We start from the raw sequence: 15,141 nt of genomic DNA on the forward strand, positions 1-15,141 counted from the left end.
CAACGGACAAGGTGCGGTTTGGTTCGGGATATCGCACAAGGCCCCGCGGGCGCGTCTTAACGGATGCGCTCCGGGCCTATACATGAAGGTCAGAACCTCGGAGCCATTCAGGAGACTTCATCGTGGCAATTACCCGTGAGCACGTGCTGCAGGCTCTGTCGACCGTTCCGGTCGATGCAGGCGGAACCAACCTCGTCGCGTCGGGCCGCCTGTCCGACGTGGTGGTGGACGATGCGGGCCGGGTGATGTTCGCGATCACCATTCAGCCCAGCGAGGCCGCCGCCATGGAGCAGGTGCGCCAGGCCGCCGTCGCGGCCGTGCAGGGCCTGCCGGCCGTGAAGGGCGTCTTCGCGAGCCTCACGGCCGACCGGCCCGCCGGCTCCGGCGCTGCCTCCTCTCCCTCCGCGCCGCAGCGCCCGCACGCGGCGGCGCAGCCGCGGAACCAACGTATCCCGGGCGTGCAGCACGTGATCGCCGTCGCTTCGGGCAAGGGCGGCGTCGGCAAATCCACCACCGCCTGCAACCTGGCACTCGGGTTAAAGGCGATGGGCCTGAAGGTCGGCCTGCTCGACGCCGACATCTACGGTCCCTCCATGCCGAAGCTCCTCGGCATCCACGGCAAGCCGCGCCTGCTCGAGAACCGGGTTCTGGAACCCATGGAGGCCTACGGCCTCAAGGTCATGTCCATCGGTTTCCTCGTCGAGGAAGAGGCCGCCATGATCTGGCGCGGCCCGATGGTGATGTCGGCCATCACCCAGATGCTGCGCGAAGTGGCCTGGGGCGATCTCGACGTTCTCGTCGTCGACATGCCGCCCGGCACGGGCGATGCGCAGCTCACCATGGCGCAGGCGACGCCCTTGGCCGGCGCGGTGATCGTCTCCACCCCGCAGGACCTCGCGCTGATCGATGCGCGGCGCGGTGTCTCCATGTTCAAGCGCGTGGAGATCCCGATCCTCGGCATCGTCGAGAACATGGCGACCTTCGTCTGCCCCCATTGCGGCCAGAGCTCCCACATCTTCGGCCATGGCGGCGCGCGTGAGGAGGCCCAGCGCCTGGGCGTTCCCTTCCTGGGCGAAGTTCCGCTCAACATGACCATCCGTGAGCTTTCGGATGCGGGGCGCCCCGTGGTGGTCGCCGATCCCGACGGGCCGCATGCGACGATCTACAAGGACATGGCGCGGCAGGTCTGGTCCTCGCTCGCAGGCGGCGCAGCCGCACGGCCCGCGCCACGCATCGTGATCGAGTGAGCGGGTCCGGCATGACGCCGCCTCCCACGCTTGGCGTCGTGCTGGCGGGTGGCCTGTCGCGGCGCATGGGAGGCGGCGACAAGGTTCTCCTGACGGTCGACGGGCTGACGCTTCTCGACCATGCGGCGCAGCGCCTCGCGCCGCAATGCGACGGCCTGATTGTGAATGCGAATGGCGACATCAGCCGTTTCGGGACTTCTCCCTATCCCGTCGTGCCAGATTTGATCGAAGGTCATCTGGGTCCGCTGTCGGGCATTCTGACGGCGCTAGAATGGACCGCAGCTCATCGTCCCGGCATCGCATGGGTCGTGAGCGTTCCGGGCGATACGCCGTTCATCCCGGCCGACCTGGTCCAGCGCCTGCATCATGCGCGCCTTGCATCGGCGCAACCCCTCGCCTGCGCGTCGTCGGGCTCGCGGATCCATTTCGCAGTCGGCCTCTGGCCCGTCGCCTTGCAGGACGATCTGCGCCGGGCGCTCCTGGCCGAGGGGACCCGCCGCATCCGGGATTGGGCGGGGCGTCACGGATATGCACAGGCTTCATGGCCTATCGAGGCCACGGACCCGTTCTTCAACATCAACACGCCGGAGGATTTGGCCGAGGCGGGCCTGTCGGCACGGCAGGAAGGCGCACGATGACCGAGCTCGATCTCTCCGGCCTGAAATGCCCGCTCCCGGTCCTGCGCACTCGAAAGGCCCTGCGTTCGCTGGCGGCCGGCGAGCGACTGCACGTCATCTGCACGGATCCGCTCGCGGGGATCGACGTGCCCAACCTGATCCGGGAAACAGGCGACATTCTGGAAGAGCAAAAACAGGAAGCCTCCCGGATCAGCTTCCTGATCCGCAAGGCCGAACACTCCACATGAAAAAGGCCCGGCAAATGCCGGGCCCTTTCCATCATCTGCGATTAAGGATTCTTGCGCAGCGAATCCTTGATGCCGCCGACGGTGTTCTGGATCTTGCCCTCGGCCTTATCCATCTTGCCTTCGGCTTCCATCTTGGAATCACCCAGGACCTTGCCCAGGCCTTCCTTGATGCGGCCCTTCACGTTCTTCATGCTGCCTTCGGCGCGATCGTTATCCATGATGCTTCTCCTGAAACTTGTCGTCTGGGGAGGCAACGCCGCTTTGGACGGTTGGTTTCAACGAAATGCAGGCTGCGACAATCCTGATCGCGAACATGTAGAGTGACCTCTTTATCATCGCCAAATTCGATATTCATTGATTTATACTTACGTATAAATTTAAAATTTCGAGATATTATCAACCGGACATCATACGACTATTGGCAACAATACGCTCGCCATTCATATCCAAATCTTATTCAACGGCCGCTGACACTCCTGGCCAATCTCGCAGGAGAGAGGATGGACAACTGATCCGGGCGCACTAATTGGAGCTCGAATAGAACGTTATATAGTCAAAAAGAGCCTGTCCTTGTCCCCACCCTCCAGACATTCCCCGGGTCCCAAAACCTCTCGTCGTAGAAATGGCCGGACCGCATCGAGGGGCTCGGCTCATTCCATGGACCGTGTCACCCTCCTGGCCCACCAACTGAAGGCGCCGCTGTCGGCCATCAATGCCTTGGCCCAAGGCCTCGTCCGGCGAGCCGACCGGCTCAGCACCCAAGAGATCCGGGCAAAAGCCGAAAAGATCTGGCGTGCGAGCCTGCGCCTCGACGAACTGATCGACACGATCCTGTCCTATTCCCGCGCAACCGCCGGCGGGATCGTGCTCAACTCGGGCGAATTCGACCTGGGGGAGCTCATCCGCCGGACGTGTCGAGAACAAGGCGAACAGGAACCCGACCGCCCTTTTCACCTCCAGCTTCGCGGGCTGCCGAAAATCGTGATCGGTGACCAGATCCTTCTGGAACAGGCCCTTGTCATCGTCCTGTCGAACGCGATGAAATATTCTCGTCCGGATCAGCCGATCGAGGTGACCACCCGCAAGAGGGGCAGCATGATCCGCCTCGTGGTCCAGGATCAGGGAATCGGCATCCCGGAACGGGATCTGCCTCTCATCACGCAACCCTTCTTCCGCGGTCAGAACGTGAAGAAACTGCCGGGCACCGGCCTCGGCCTGAGCCTTGCCTGGTACATTCTCAAGCTTCACGGCGGAGACCTGGAGATCGAGAGCCAGGAAGGTCATGGGACCAAGGTCACGATGCTCCTGCCGGAAATGAACACGACGGGACTCAGCTATTCCATTTGAGCCGCCATCCCGCATCGCTCACGAGCGGATGAGGATGCACCGGAAATCGTTCACGTTGGTCAGCGTCGGACCGGTCACGACGAGCCTGTCGAGCTGCGCGAAGGCCGTGTAGGCGTCGTTCCTGTCCAAGTGCGCCGCGAGGTCTATCCCTTTCGCGCGGGCGCTCTCGAACAGGCCTCCGTCGAACCAGGCGCCCGCGTTGTCCTCGGAGCCGTCGATGCCGTCCGTATCGCAGGCAATGGCCGAGATCTTGTCCTCGTCCTTCAAGGACAGGGCCAGGGACAACAGGAACTCGGCATTGCGTCCGCCTCTGCCCTGCCCCCGCACCGTCACCGTCGTCTCGCCGCCGGAGAGCAGGACGCATGGCGCTTTCACAGGCTCTCCATGCAGCAGGACGGAACGGGCAATGCCTGCCATGACGCGGCCCACCTCCCGCGCCTCGCCTTCGAGCGCATCGCCGAGGACGAGCGGCGTCAGCCCCAGCTCACGGGCTCGCGCAGCGGCCGCGTCGAGCGCCATTTTGGGGGTCGACAACATATGCACCGCGCCGCCCTCCACCGGCTGGGTGACGGCGTTGGAGCGGATAGTCCTGATGACGTGTTCGGGCACGGCGATGCCGTATTTGCGCAGGATCCCGAGAGCCACATCGGGGTCGACGCGCTCGGGTATCGTCGGGCCGGACCCGATGCTGCCGGGATCGTCGCCAGGAACGTCCGAAATCAGATAGGTGACGAGCTGCGCCTTGCCGATGGCGGCCGCGAGCCTGCCGCCCTTGATGGCCGAGAGGGACTTGCGCACCAGGTTCATCTCCCCGATGGGCGCACCCGATTTCAACAGCGCCCGGTTCAGATCCTGCTTGTCGGCGAGGGTTACGCCCTCGGCTGGCAGCGACAGGAGCGCCGAGGCTCCGCCGGACATGAGGCACACGACGAGATCATCGGGGCCAGCATCGCGCGCCAGGTCCAGGATGCGCCGGGCGGCCTTCAGACCGGCCTCGTCCGGGACGGGATGCGCAGCCTCGACGATTTCCACGCTTTTCGTCGGCACCGCGTGTCCATACCGGGTGACCACGAGCCCTTCGCAGGTTCCTCCCACACGGCTCCAGGCTTCCTCGAAGGCGGCCGCCATGCGGGCCGAGGCCTTTCCGGCGCCGAGGACGATCGTTCGCCCTTTGGGGCGAGGAGGCAGGCGACCGTCGAACTGACCATCCGGGAGAGCAGCCTTGAGAGCGGCATCGAACAGGGCGAGGAGGATTTCGGCATCGTTTGGCATGGCGTCACTTTACGTCAGAAATCCCCCGCGTGAAGCCTCAACCGGCGGATTGCGCACAGGCGGCCTATGTCGCTATCAAAGCTCTTGGATCTCTCCACAGGATCATGCTTAAAGACAGGCAATTAGCCGTCTTACGATCTTCTTACCCTCTCAAGGATGACCATGCTTCCCCTCTCACAGATGCCGCTGGAAACGGCACGCGCCGTTCGTGTGATGCTGACCGATATCGATGACACCATCACGTCCGAAGGAATGCTGACGGCTTCGGCGTATGGTGCGTTGGAGGAGCTTCATCGCGCCGGCTTCCTCGTCATTCCCGTGACGGGCAGACCGGCCGGATGGTGCGATCATATCGCCCGCATGTGGCCGGTGGATGCGGTGGTGGGAGAGAACGGCGCCTTCTATTTCCGCTATGACCGCGAGCGCAAGACGATGGAGCAGCGATTCTGGGCGAGCCGGGAGGAGCTGAAGCGCAATCGTGAGAAGCTCGATGCCATCGAGTCGGAAGTGCTCGCCAGTGTCCCCGGCTCGGCGCTCGCCAGCGACCAAGCTTATCGCGTGGCGGACCTTGCTATCGACTTCTGCGAGGACGTTCCCGCGCTGCCGGAATCGGAGGTGGACAGAATCGTGTCCATTTTCGAGCGTGCGGGCGCGCAGGCGAAGGTCAGCTCCATCCATGTGAACGGCTGGTTCGGCGACTATAACAAGCTGAGCATGGCCAAGACCCTCTTGTCCGACGTGTTCGGCATGGATTGGGAAGAGGCCAGGAAGGCCGTGGTCTATGCGGGCGACTCGCCGAACGACGAGCCGATGTTCGCGGCTTTTCCCTTGAGCGTCGGCGTCGCCAATATTGAGTCTTTCGCGCATCGCCTGACCAGCAAGCCCGCCTATGTCACAAGGGGCCATTCGGGCGACGGCTTCGCCGAACTCGCCCGCCTGCTGCTGGACGCAAGACGCGGATGAAGGACCGGACCCGATGAAGCTCGTCACCTGGAACATTCAATGGGGCCTGGGCTGCGACGGGAGGGTCGATCTCGCGCGGATCGTCGACGATGCGCGCTCGTTCTGCGATGCGGACGTGTTCTGCTTCCAGGAGATCTCCCACGGCTTCGCCCCGCATGACGGCCATGACGATCAGCCCGCGCGGTTGGCGTCGCTCCTGCCCGGCTATGCGGCGATCTTCCGCCCCGCCGTCGAGATGCGGGACGGCGACGGCAGTCCGCAGGTTTTCGGCAACATGATCCTGTCGCGCCTGCCCGTGCTGCAGGTCACGAGCCACATGCTGCCCTGGCCCGCCACCGAGGTCCGCAGCATGCAGCGGCAGGCGCTGGAGGCGATCGTCGCGACGGATGCGGGACCGATCCGCATCACCACCTGCCATCTCGAATATCATTCGCACGAGCATCGGCAGGCTCAGGTCGGGCGTTTGCGGGAGTTGCACGAGGACGCTGTGAAGCGGGCGCGGCTCACCTTCCGCGATGCCACGGACGGGCCCTACCGCACACTGCCCGCGCCTATCGGCTCCATCGTCTGCGGCGACTTCAATATCGAGCCGCATGATCCGGTCTATATGGACATGCGGCGCCCCTTCACGTCGAACGTTCCGGCTTTCGTGGATGCCTGGACGGCGCGGCACGACACGATCCCGCATCCACCGACCACGGGCGTCGCGGATCACGTGCAATGGCCCCAGGGGCCGCATTCCCGCGATTACATCTTCGTCTCGGAGGATCTCGCCGACCGGATCGTGGATGTCAGCGTCGATGTCGAAACCACTTCATCCGATCACCAGCCGGTGGCGATGACGCTGGGCGGATAGAAGCGCCCGGCATTCGACGGAGCAAACGAAAGGCCCGGCCGCTGCAAACGGCCGGGCCTTCTGCGGTCTCTTACAGACCGGCGATGTTGATGTACTTGATTTCGAGGAAGCCCTCGATACCGTACTTGGAGCCCTCGCGGCCCAGCCCCGACTGCTTCACGCCGCCGAACGGCGCCATCTCGTTGGCGAGCGCGGGCGTGTTCACGCCCACCATGCCGCTCTCCAGCGCCTCCGCCACCCGCCAGACGCGGGCCATGTCCTTGGCGTAGAAATACGACGCCAGGCCGAACTCCGAGTCGTTCGCCATCGCGATCACGTCCGCCTCATCCTTGAACGTGATGATCGGCGCCAGCGGCGCGAAGGTCTCTTCCTTCGTCACCTTCATGCTCTGCGTGACACCCGTCATCACCGTGGGCTCGAAGAACGTGCTGCCGAGATCCGAACGCTTTCCGCCCACCAAGAGCTTGCCGCCCTTGTCCAGCACGTCCTGCACGTGCTCCTCCATCTTGGCCACGGCGCGGTCGTCGATCAGCGGCCCCATGGTCACGCCGGCTTCCGTGCCCCGGCCGAGCTTGAGGCTTCCGGCCTTGGCGGCGAGCTTCGCGGCGAAGGCCTCGGCCACGCCCTCCTGCACGTAGATCCGGTTGGCGCAGACGCAGGTCTGGCCGGCATTGCGGAACTTGGACGCCATCGCGCCCTCGACCGCCGCATCGAGATCGGCATCGTCGAACACGATGAACGGCGCATTACCGCCGAGTTCCAGCGACAGGCGCTTGATCCCATCGGCCGCTTCCTTCATCAGCCAGCGGCCCACGCCCGTGGAGCCGGTGAACGTGATCTTGGCGACCTTCGGGTTGCGGCAGAACTCCTCGCCGATGGGCTTGGCCTCGCCGGTGACCACCGAGAAGGCGCCCTTGGGCACCCCGGCCCGCTCGGCCAGCACGGCGAGCGCCAGGGCCGAGAGCGGGGTCTGAGCGGCGGGCTTGAGCACCATGGTGCAGCCGGCGGCGAGCGCCGGGCCCACTTTCCGGGTGATCATACCGTTGGGGAAATTCCAGGGTGTGATGGCCGCGCACACGCCCACCGGCTGCTTGAGCACCACGATGCGCTGGGACGGCGAAGCCCCGGGAATGACGTCGCCGTCGATGCGCTTGGCCTCTTCGGCGAACCACTCGATATAGGCAGCGTTCGAGATCACCTCGCCCTTGGCCTCGGCCAGTGGCTTGCCCTGCTCGGTGGTGAGGATGAGCGCCAGGTCGTCGGCGTTCTCGACGATCAGGTCGTACCAGCGGCGCAGGATCTGGCTGCGCTCCTTGGCGGTGCGCTTGGCCCATTCCTTCTGGACCGCGTGGGCCTTGTCGATGGCCCGCCGGGCGGCTTCGGGGCCGAGATCGGGAACTTCGAGGATGAGGGCACCGTCGAAGGGATCGGTGACGGGAATGGTCTTGCCGTCCGGGGCATCGATCCACTCGCCCGCCACATAGGCCTGCCCCACCAGGAGCGAGGGGTCCTTCAGGTCCACCACACGGCGATCCACAGGCTTTGCATGAACGGTCATCTTGAACGACTCCAATCTCGACAATGGGAAGGTCGGGAAGCTTCAGCGAGATATAGTGGCTGAGTCCGGCTCTGTGAACCGCAGGGGCTGCGGAGCAGGGTTACGGGCCGCGCGGCCGGGCTTCATGGCCGACGGCGGCGCCCGTGCCTGAAAATGAGGCAGAAACAGAAGGATAGCTGCGACTTAAGGATGACCTCTTCTCGCATTGCACAAGACACGAGTCGCGGTACCTTTCTGACCATTGCCGGGCATCCGCGGACGCCACGGCCCCAACAATGGCCGGATCAACCGGCCTCGGCACGAAGGGAAGGAAATCGATGCGAGTTCTCAGCAAAATTCTGTTCGCTCTCAGCTGCACGGTCGCGGCGCAGTCGGCCCTTGCGCAGCAGGCCTCCGACGGCGTGGTCAAGATCGGCATCCTGAACGACCAATCCGGCGTCTATGCGGATTTCGGCGGCAAGTCCTCGGTGGAGGCCGCCCGCATGGCCGTGCAGGATTTCGGCGGGAAGGTTCTGGGCGTGCCCGTCGAGATCGTGAGCGCGGACCACCAGAACAAGCCTGACGTCGCGGCCAGCATCGCCCGGCAATGGTACGACACCGAGAAGGTCGATTCCATCATGGAGCTGACCACCTCGTCCGTCGCCCTCGCGGTGCAGGGCCTGTCCAAGGACAAGAAGAAGATCACCATCACGACCGGCGCCGCCACGAGCGACCTCACGGGCAAGCAGTGCACCCCGTTCGGCTTCCACTGGGCTTACGACACCCACGCCCTCGCGGTCGGCACCGGCGGCGCGCTGGTGGAGAACGGCGGCAACAAGTGGTTCTTCCTCACGGCCGACTACGCCTTCGGCTACTCCCTCGAGGGCGAGACCTCGAAATTCGTGAAGTCGAAGGGCGGCCAGGTAGTTGGTTCCGTCCGCCATCCGCTGGCGGCCACCGATTACTCGTCCTTCCTGCTCCAGGCCCAGAGCTCCGGCGCCAACGTGATCGGCCTCGCCAATGCGGGCCTCGATACCGCCAACGCCATCAAGCAGGCGGCGGAGTTCGGCATCACCCAGGGCGGCACGCGTCTGGCGGCGCTCCTCTTCACCCTGGCCGAAGTGAAGGGCCTCGGCCTGAAGGCCGCGCAGGGCCTCACCCTTACCGAAGGCTGGTACTGGGACCAGAGCGACGAGAATCGCGCCTTCGCGAAGAAGTTCCAGGAAAAGACCGGCCGCATGCCCAACATGATCCACATGGGCACCTACTCGGCCGTCCTGCAATATCTGAAGGCGGTCGAGAAGGCCGGCACCGACGCGACCGAGCCGGTGGCCAAGCTTCTGCACGAAATGCCCGTCCAGGACGTCTTCGCCAAGAACGGCAAGGTGCTGCCCAACGGCCGCATGGTCTACGACATGTATCTCTTCCAGGTGAAGAAGCCGGAAGAGAGCAAGAGCGACTGGGACATGTACAAGCAGCTCGCCAAGGTGCCGGGCGACCAGGCTTACCTGTCCATGGCCGAGAGCGGCTGCCAGCTCACGCAGTAACCCTCAGGCTGCACGGGGCGGCGTGAGCCGCCCCCACCTCATCCTTCGACAACGGCTGGACTCGAGCCTCGCGCCCGAGCCAGCCGTTGCATCCTCACCCAGAGAGTGTCGGCCCATTCAATGGTCAGTACGCAACCTATCTTGAGCGCCACCGGCCTCACCATGGAGTTTCGCGGCTTCGTGGCCGTGAAGGACGTGACGCTGTCCGTCAATGAGGGCACGATCCACGCCCTGATCGGCCCCAACGGCGCCGGAAAGACGACCGTCTTCAACCTGCTCACAAAATTCCTCACGCCGACCCGGGGGCAGATCGCATTCAAGGGCTCGGACATCACGGGCCTGCAGCCCGCCGAGGTTGCCCGTCTCGGGCTCGTCCGCTCGTTCCAGATTTCCGCCGTGTTCCCGCACCTGACCGTGCTCGACAACGTGCGCATCGCCCTGCAGCGTCCCTCGGGTCTCGCGACGCAGTTCTGGCGCTCCGCCGCGTCCCTTTCGACGCTCAACGAGCACGCGATGGAACTGATCGACGCGGTCGGCCTCAGGGCCTATGCACATCTTCCCGCCGTTGAATTGTCCTACGGACGCAAGCGAGCGCTGGAGATCGCCACCACCCTGGCTCTCGATCCCGCCATGCTGCTGCTCGACGAGCCCATGGCCGGCATGGGCCATGAAGACATCGGTCGCATCTCCGACCTGATCCGGCGCATCGCCCGCGATCGCACGGTGCTGATGGTCGAGCATAACCTGAACGTGGTGTCCGATCTCTGCGATCGGGTCACCGTTCTCGCTCGCGGAGAGATCCTCTCCGACGGAACATACGAGAAAGTCAGTCAGGACCCGCGCGTGCGCGAAGCCTATATGGGAACCGAGCATGAGTAGCGCTCCTCTTCTCGAAGTCCGCGGGCTGAATGCCTGGTACGGCGAAAGCCATGTTCTTCACGGGGTCGATCTCGACATCCGAGAGGGCGAGACGGTCACCCTTCTCGGCCGCAACGGCGCGGGCAAGACCACGACCCTGCGCGCCATCATGGGCATCCTGCGCCGTCGCGAGGGCGTCATTCGCCTGCGCGGCAAGGATCTTCTGGGATTGCCGCTCCACAAGGTCGCGCAGTCGGGTCTCGGCTACGTGCCCGAGGAGCGCGGAATCTTCGCGAGCCTCAACGTCTCCGAGAACCTGATGCTGCCGCCGACCGTCTCCGAGGGCGGCATGAGCGTGGAGGAGATCTACAGCCTCTTCCCCAATCTGCACGAACGCCGTTCGAGCCAGGGCACGAAGCTGTCGGGCGGTGAGCAGCAGATGCTCGCCATCGCCCGCGTGCTGCGCACGGGTGCGCGGATCATCCTTCTCGACGAACCGACGGAGGGTCTGGCTCCCGTCATCGTCCAGCGCATCGGCGATGTGCTGGTCGCCTTGAAGAAGCGTGGAATGACCATCCTGCTCGTGGAACAGAACTTCCGCTTCGCGAAGAAAGTGGCCGATCGCTTCTACCTCATGGAAGATGGGCGTATGGTGAATTCGTTCCCCGGGCACGAGCTCGATGCGCGCATGGACGAACTCCACGAAGTTCTTGGGGTGTAGAGCATCATGAGCACCATTTTCGGCATACCCGCCCCGGCTCTCTACGGCCAGATCCTCATCGGGCTGATCAACGGCTCCTTCTATGCCATGCTGAGCCTCGGCCTCGCGGTGATCTTCGGATTGCTCCGGGTCATCAACTTCGCCCATGGCGCGCAATACATGCTGGGCGCCTTCGCTGCCTACCTGCTCCTGAGCTGGCTCGGGATCGGCTATTGGCCGGCGCTCATCCTGGCCCCTTTGATCGTCGGCGCCATCGCGGTCGTGATCGAGAAAACCATGCTGAGCCGTCTCTACGGCGTGGATCCCCTTTACGGCCTTCTCCTGACCTTCGGCCTCGCCCTCATTCTCGAAGGCGCTTTCCGCTACTGGTTCGGCGCCGCGGGCCAGCCCTATTCCCCTCCCCCGCAGCTGACGGGAGCCGTCAACCTGGGCTTCATGTTCATGCCGATCTATCGCGGCTGGGTGGTGATCGCCTCCCTGGTCATCTGCCTGGGCACATGGCTCCTCATCGAGAAGACGCGGCTCGGCGCCTATCTCCGCGCCGCGACGGAAAACGCCACGCTCGTCCAGGCCTTCGGCGTGAACGTCCCGCTGCTCCTGACCCTCACCTACGGCCTGGGTGCGGCGCTGGCGGGTCTCGCCGGCGTCCTGGCGGCCCCGATCTATCAGGTGAGCCCGCTCATGGGCTCGAACCTCATCATCATCGTGTTCGCCGTGGTCGTCGTCGGCGGCATGGGGTCGATCCTGGGCGCCATCGTGACCGGCTATGTGCTCGGCGTCCTTGAGGGCCTGACGAAGGTCTTCTACCCGGAAGCCTCGAGTATCGTTATCTTTGTGATCATGGCCATCGTTCTGCTCGTCAGGCCGGCAGGTCTCTTCGGGCGGGAGGAGTGATATCATGGCTGTCGGAACCCAATATCTCGCGGAACAGCCCAGGCTCCGCACGTCCTCGATGGTGCTCGGAGCGGTCGCCATCGCGGCCCTGATGGCGGCTCCTTTCTTCTTCTACCCCGTCATGCTGATGAGCGTGCTCTGCTTCGCGCTCTTCGCCTGCGCGTTCAACCTGCTCATCGGCTATGTGGGCCTGCTCTCCTTCGGCCATGCGGCCTTCTTCGGCGGAGCGGCCTATTTCACCGCCCATGCGGCCAAGGTTTGGGGCTGGGAGCCCCTGACCGCCATCCTGCTGGGCGTGGCGGGAGCCGCTGTCATGGGTCTCGTCATCGGCTTCGTGGCGATCCGCCGGCAGGGCATTTATTTCGCCATGATCACGCTCGCCCTGTCGCAGATGTTCGCCTTCATCTGCCTGCAGGTGCCCTTCACCCATGGCGAGGACGGCATTCAGGGCGTGCCACGCGGCCATCTGCTCGGCTTCATCGACCTGAACCAGCCCCTGACCATGTACTACGTCACGCTGGCGATCTTCCTGTTCGGCTTTTTCTCCATCTGGCGCATCGTGAACTCGCCCTTCGGCAACATCCTCAAGGCGATCCGCGAGAACGAGCGACGTGCGGTCTCCCTCGGCTACCGGGTCGACCGTTACAAGCTCGGCGCCTTCGTCATGTCGGCTGCCCTGGCGGGCTTGGCGGGCGGCACGAAAGCCATCGTGTTCCAGTTCGCGACCCTCACGGACGTGCAATGGCAGATGTCCGGCGAGGTCATTCTCATGACCCTGCTCGGCGGTATTGGCACGATGATCGGCCCCATCGTCGGCGCCGGCCTGGTGATCGCCCTCCAGAACTATCTTGCGGCCTCCGCCTTCCCCGTGACGGTGCTGATCGGCATCATCTTCGTGATCTGCGTGCTTCTGTTCCGCCGAGGCATCGTGGGCGAGGTCCTGGAACTGATGCGGCGTCGGGGCAAGAACGCCTCCTAAGGTACGAGCGACGTAACCTCTGCCGGCGCTCGGATCGAGCGCCCGCTCATTTCATCGAGCCATACCATGTCGGGCAGCGATACATTCGATTACGTGATCGTCGGAGCTGGTTCTGCCGGGTGCGTTCTGGCAAACCGCCTGTCCAAGGATCCCCGCAATTCGGTCTGCATTCTCGAAGCCGGCGGCAAGGACAACTGGATCTGGTTCCACATTCCGGTCGGCTATCTTTTCGCCATCGGCAATCCGCGAGCCGACTGGATGTTCAAGACCGAGGCCGAGCCGGGCCTGAATGGCCGCGTCCTGAACTATCCACGCGGCAAGGTCTTGGGCGGCTGCTCGGCCATCAACGCGATGATCTACATGCGCGGCCAGCGCGAGGATTACGACAACTGGCGTCAGATGGGATTGGTGGGCTGGGGCTGGGACGACGTGAAGCCAATCTTCCGCCAGCACCTCGATCACTACCTCGGCGCGGGCGAGCACCATGGCATTGGTGGCGAGTGGCGCGTCGAGGCGCCCCGGACCCGCTGGGACCTGCTCGACACCTTCATCGAAGCCGCCGTCGAGGCCGGCATTCCCCGCGTGAGCGACTTCAACACGGGCAGCAACGAGGGCATCTCGTATTTCCACGTCAACCAGAAAAGTGGACGGCGCTGGTCCTCGGCGCGGGGCTTTCTCAAGCCCGCCTTGCCGCGCCCCAATCTGAAGCTGGAAATCCAGGCCCATGCCACGCGCATCCTGTTCGAAGGCAAGCGAGCCATCGGAGTCGAGATCCTCCAGAACGGTGCTCTGAAGCGCATCTTCGCCCGTAAGGAAGTCGTGCTGTCAGCGGGCGCCATCGCGTCTCCGAAGCTCCTGCAATTGTCGGGGATCGGGGACGGCGCATATCTCCAGCAGCACGGGATCGAGACGGTCCACCACCTGCCGGGCGTCGGCGAGAACCTGCAGGATCATCTGCAGCTGCGTCCGATCTACAAAGTACATGGGGTGCGAACGCTCAACGAGGATTACCGGTCCCTTCTCAAGAAGGCCCATATGGGGCTGGAATATGCGCTGTTTCGCCGAGGTCCGCTGACGATGGCTCCTTCGCAGCTCGGGGCCTTCACGCGCTCGTCGCCCGAATATGCCACGCCGAACCTCCAGTTCCACATCCAGCCCTTGTCCCTCGACAGGTTCGGGGAAGATCCCCATCCCTTCCCGGCCTTCACGGCGAGCGTCTGCAACCTGCGGCCGACCAGCCGGGGAAGCGTCAGGATCCGCAGCGGCGCGCCGGAGGATGCGCCGTTCATCCGTCCAAATTATCTAGCGACGCCGGAAGACCAGCGCGTGGCGGTGGATTCGCTGCGCTTGGTCCGGCACATCGTCTCGATGCCCGCCCTTCAGAAATATCGCCCGGAGGAGTACAAGCCCGGCGCCCAGCTGACGACGGACGAGGAACTCCTGAACGGAGCGCGGGACATCGGGACCACGATCTTCCATCCTGTCGGAACCGCCAAGATGGGGATCGACAGTGACCCGATGGCCGTTACGGATTCGCGCCTGCGTGTTCGTGGCGTCGAGGGATTGCGTGTCATCGATGCGTCCGTGATGCCGACGATCACGAGCGGCAATACGAACTCGCCGACCCTGATGATCGCGGAAAGAGGAGCGGCGATCATCCTGGAGGATCAGTCGCAGATCGCAGTGTCTGCCCTGCGCTCGGCATAGCCGGCTTTTGTCTTGTGCTTATTCGCGACAGGAACGAATTGAATGCAGCGTGACAGCGCTGTCGCAGGGGCTTGGCGGATGGGAGTAGCCGCCAAGCTGCGAAGAGGTACGCCAGCCATTGACCTGGCCCAGCGATCAGCGAGCGATATCCACCAGGCACGTTCCTCAGCGTCCAAGCCGCTTCTACCGAGATCCGTGACGTGTTTATAATCTCCTAATGATCATATTATCTTACGAGAGATCGAAGTCTTGGCTCTAGAGTGAGCTTTTTCTCACGGCGCCACGATGTTGCCTTATTCAGCCAGCAGAACACCTTTCATGGTTATCGGGACGTAAATGTCGATGAAT

The 15,141-nt window shown here is 64.0% G+C and carries 15 protein-coding genes; 12 read left to right on the forward strand and 3 right to left on the reverse strand.

The window, feature by feature from the left end:
• The first annotated feature begins 122 nt into the window (after positions 1-122).
• The 3 genes from OC446_RS06340 to OC446_RS06350 are packed head-to-tail and all read left to right on the forward strand — an operon-like array spanning position 123 to position 2,112.
• Positions 123-1,247 carry an Mrp/NBP35 family ATP-binding protein gene (locus tag OC446_RS06340; RefSeq protein ID WP_262028206.1) on the forward strand — a complete coding sequence of 375 codons (1,125 nt, stop codon included), beginning with the start codon at positions 123-125 and terminating at the stop codon, positions 1,245-1,247.
• A gap of 11 nt (positions 1,248-1,258) precedes the next feature.
• Positions 1,259-1,885 (forward strand): molybdenum cofactor guanylyltransferase MobA, encoded by a 627-nt coding sequence (gene mobA, locus OC446_RS06345; RefSeq protein ID WP_262028207.1) that lies wholly within the window; start codon positions 1,259-1,261, stop codon positions 1,883-1,885.
• Positions 1,882-2,112, forward strand: coding sequence for a sulfurtransferase TusA family protein (locus tag OC446_RS06350; protein ID WP_262028208.1), 231 nt, complete (start codon positions 1,882-1,884; stop codon positions 2,110-2,112). The genes mobA and OC446_RS06350 overlap by 4 nt, the downstream gene beginning before the upstream one ends.
• 41 nt (positions 2,113-2,153) lie before the next feature.
• Here the strand turns inward: OC446_RS06350 and OC446_RS06355 are convergent, their stop codons facing one another.
• Complete coding sequence (locus tag OC446_RS06355; protein WP_262028209.1) at positions 2,154-2,330, reverse strand: CsbD family protein; 177 nt, start codon at positions 2,328-2,330, stop codon at positions 2,154-2,156.
• Positions 2,331-2,769: 439 nt separating this feature from the next.
• Between OC446_RS06355 and OC446_RS06360 the strand changes: the two genes are divergently transcribed.
• Positions 2,770-3,459 carry a sensor histidine kinase gene (locus OC446_RS06360; protein WP_262028210.1) on the forward strand — a complete coding sequence of 230 codons (690 nt, stop codon included), beginning with the start codon at positions 2,770-2,772 and terminating at the stop codon, positions 3,457-3,459.
• Between the two features lie 18 nt (positions 3,460-3,477).
• Here the strand turns inward: OC446_RS06360 and OC446_RS06365 are convergent, their stop codons facing one another.
• On the reverse strand, positions 3,478-4,731 hold the full coding sequence (locus tag OC446_RS06365; RefSeq protein ID WP_262028211.1) for a glycerate kinase: 1,254 nt from the start codon (positions 4,729-4,731) through the stop codon (positions 3,478-3,480).
• A 162-nt stretch (positions 4,732-4,893) separates the two neighbouring features.
• Between OC446_RS06365 and OC446_RS06370 the strand changes: the two genes are divergently transcribed.
• Together OC446_RS06370 and OC446_RS06375 are read left to right on the forward strand one after the other, a co-directional pair.
• The gene (locus tag OC446_RS06370) at positions 4,894-5,694 is read left to right on the forward strand and encodes an HAD-IIB family hydrolase (protein ID WP_262028212.1); all 801 of its coding nucleotides are present in this window, start codon (positions 4,894-4,896) and stop codon (positions 5,692-5,694) included.
• A 13-nt stretch (positions 5,695-5,707) separates the two neighbouring features.
• On the forward strand, positions 5,708-6,550 hold the full coding sequence (locus OC446_RS06375) for an endonuclease/exonuclease/phosphatase family protein (protein ID WP_262028213.1): 843 nt from the start codon (positions 5,708-5,710) through the stop codon (positions 6,548-6,550).
• Between the two features lie 70 nt (positions 6,551-6,620).
• On the opposite strand, the gene OC446_RS06380 is transcribed toward OC446_RS06375, so the two are convergent.
• Positions 6,621-8,108 carry an NAD-dependent succinate-semialdehyde dehydrogenase gene (locus OC446_RS06380; RefSeq protein ID WP_262028214.1) on the reverse strand — a complete coding sequence of 496 codons (1,488 nt, stop codon included), beginning with the start codon at positions 8,106-8,108 and terminating at the stop codon, positions 6,621-6,623.
• Between the two features lie 317 nt (positions 8,109-8,425).
• Between OC446_RS06380 and OC446_RS06385 the strand changes: the two genes are divergently transcribed.
• From OC446_RS06385 to OC446_RS06410, 6 genes are all read left to right on the forward strand, one after another.
• Positions 8,426-9,634 carry an ABC transporter substrate-binding protein gene (locus tag OC446_RS06385; protein WP_262028215.1) on the forward strand — a complete coding sequence of 403 codons (1,209 nt, stop codon included), beginning with the start codon at positions 8,426-8,428 and terminating at the stop codon, positions 9,632-9,634.
• 120 nt (positions 9,635-9,754) lie between these two features.
• Positions 9,755-10,513: an ABC transporter ATP-binding protein gene (locus tag OC446_RS06390; protein WP_262028216.1), complete on the forward strand. Its 759-nt coding sequence runs from the start codon at positions 9,755-9,757 to the stop codon at positions 10,511-10,513.
• Complete coding sequence (locus OC446_RS06395; RefSeq protein ID WP_262028217.1) at positions 10,506-11,213, forward strand: ABC transporter ATP-binding protein; 708 nt, start codon at positions 10,506-10,508, stop codon at positions 11,211-11,213. The genes OC446_RS06390 and OC446_RS06395 overlap by 8 nt, the downstream gene beginning before the upstream one ends.
• A 6-nt stretch (positions 11,214-11,219) precedes the next feature.
• On the forward strand, positions 11,220-12,107 hold the full coding sequence (locus OC446_RS06400; RefSeq protein ID WP_262028218.1) for a branched-chain amino acid ABC transporter permease: 888 nt from the start codon (positions 11,220-11,222) through the stop codon (positions 12,105-12,107).
• A 4-nt stretch (positions 12,108-12,111) separates the two neighbouring features.
• Entirely contained in the window at positions 12,112-13,086 is a 975-nt protein-coding gene (locus tag OC446_RS06405) for a branched-chain amino acid ABC transporter permease (RefSeq protein ID WP_262028219.1), read from the forward strand.
• A gap of 66 nt (positions 13,087-13,152) precedes the next feature.
• Positions 13,153-14,793, forward strand: a complete 1,641-nt coding sequence (locus OC446_RS06410) for a GMC family oxidoreductase (protein WP_262028220.1) — start codon at positions 13,153-13,155, stop codon at positions 14,791-14,793.
• The last annotated feature ends 348 nt before the right edge of the window (positions 14,794-15,141 follow it).

Origin of the sequence: Microvirga sp. Mcv34 (assembly GCF_024519725.1) — a bacterium.
GTDB lineage: Bacteria > Pseudomonadota > Alphaproteobacteria > Rhizobiales > Beijerinckiaceae > Microvirga.

What these genes read in the sequence shown, in the direction of transcription:
- mobA (WP_262028207.1), top strand. Translation starts at nt 1,259, where the DNA reads ATGACGCCGCCTCCCACGCTTGGCGTCGTGCTGGCGGGTGGCCTGTCG.
- OC446_RS06350 (WP_262028208.1), top strand. Translation starts at nt 1,882, where the DNA reads ATGACCGAGCTCGATCTCTCCGGCCTGAAATGCCCGCTCCCGGTCCTG.
- OC446_RS06355 (WP_262028209.1), bottom strand. Translation starts at nt 2,330, where the DNA reads ATGGATAACGATCGCGCCGAAGGCAGCATGAAGAACGTGAAGGGCCGC.
- OC446_RS06360 (WP_262028210.1), top strand. Translation starts at nt 2,770, where the DNA reads ATGGACCGTGTCACCCTCCTGGCCCACCAACTGAAGGCGCCGCTGTCG.
- OC446_RS06365 (WP_262028211.1), bottom strand. Translation starts at nt 4,731, where the DNA reads ATGCCAAACGATGCCGAAATCCTCCTCGCCCTGTTCGATGCCGCTCTC.
- OC446_RS06370 (WP_262028212.1), top strand. Translation starts at nt 4,894, where the DNA reads ATGCTTCCCCTCTCACAGATGCCGCTGGAAACGGCACGCGCCGTTCGT.
- OC446_RS06375 (WP_262028213.1), top strand. Translation starts at nt 5,708, where the DNA reads ATGAAGCTCGTCACCTGGAACATTCAATGGGGCCTGGGCTGCGACGGG.
- OC446_RS06380 (WP_262028214.1), bottom strand. Translation starts at nt 8,108, where the DNA reads ATGACCGTTCATGCAAAGCCTGTGGATCGCCGTGTGGTGGACCTGAAG.
- OC446_RS06385 (WP_262028215.1), top strand. Translation starts at nt 8,426, where the DNA reads ATGCGAGTTCTCAGCAAAATTCTGTTCGCTCTCAGCTGCACGGTCGCG.
- OC446_RS06390 (WP_262028216.1), top strand. Translation starts at nt 9,755, where the DNA reads ATGGTCAGTACGCAACCTATCTTGAGCGCCACCGGCCTCACCATGGAG.
- OC446_RS06395 (WP_262028217.1), top strand. Translation starts at nt 10,506, where the DNA reads ATGAGTAGCGCTCCTCTTCTCGAAGTCCGCGGGCTGAATGCCTGGTAC.
- OC446_RS06400 (WP_262028218.1), top strand. Translation starts at nt 11,220, where the DNA reads ATGAGCACCATTTTCGGCATACCCGCCCCGGCTCTCTACGGCCAGATC.
- OC446_RS06405 (WP_262028219.1), top strand. Translation starts at nt 12,112, where the DNA reads ATGGCTGTCGGAACCCAATATCTCGCGGAACAGCCCAGGCTCCGCACG.
- OC446_RS06410 (WP_262028220.1), top strand. Translation starts at nt 13,153, where the DNA reads ATGTCGGGCAGCGATACATTCGATTACGTGATCGTCGGAGCTGGTTCT.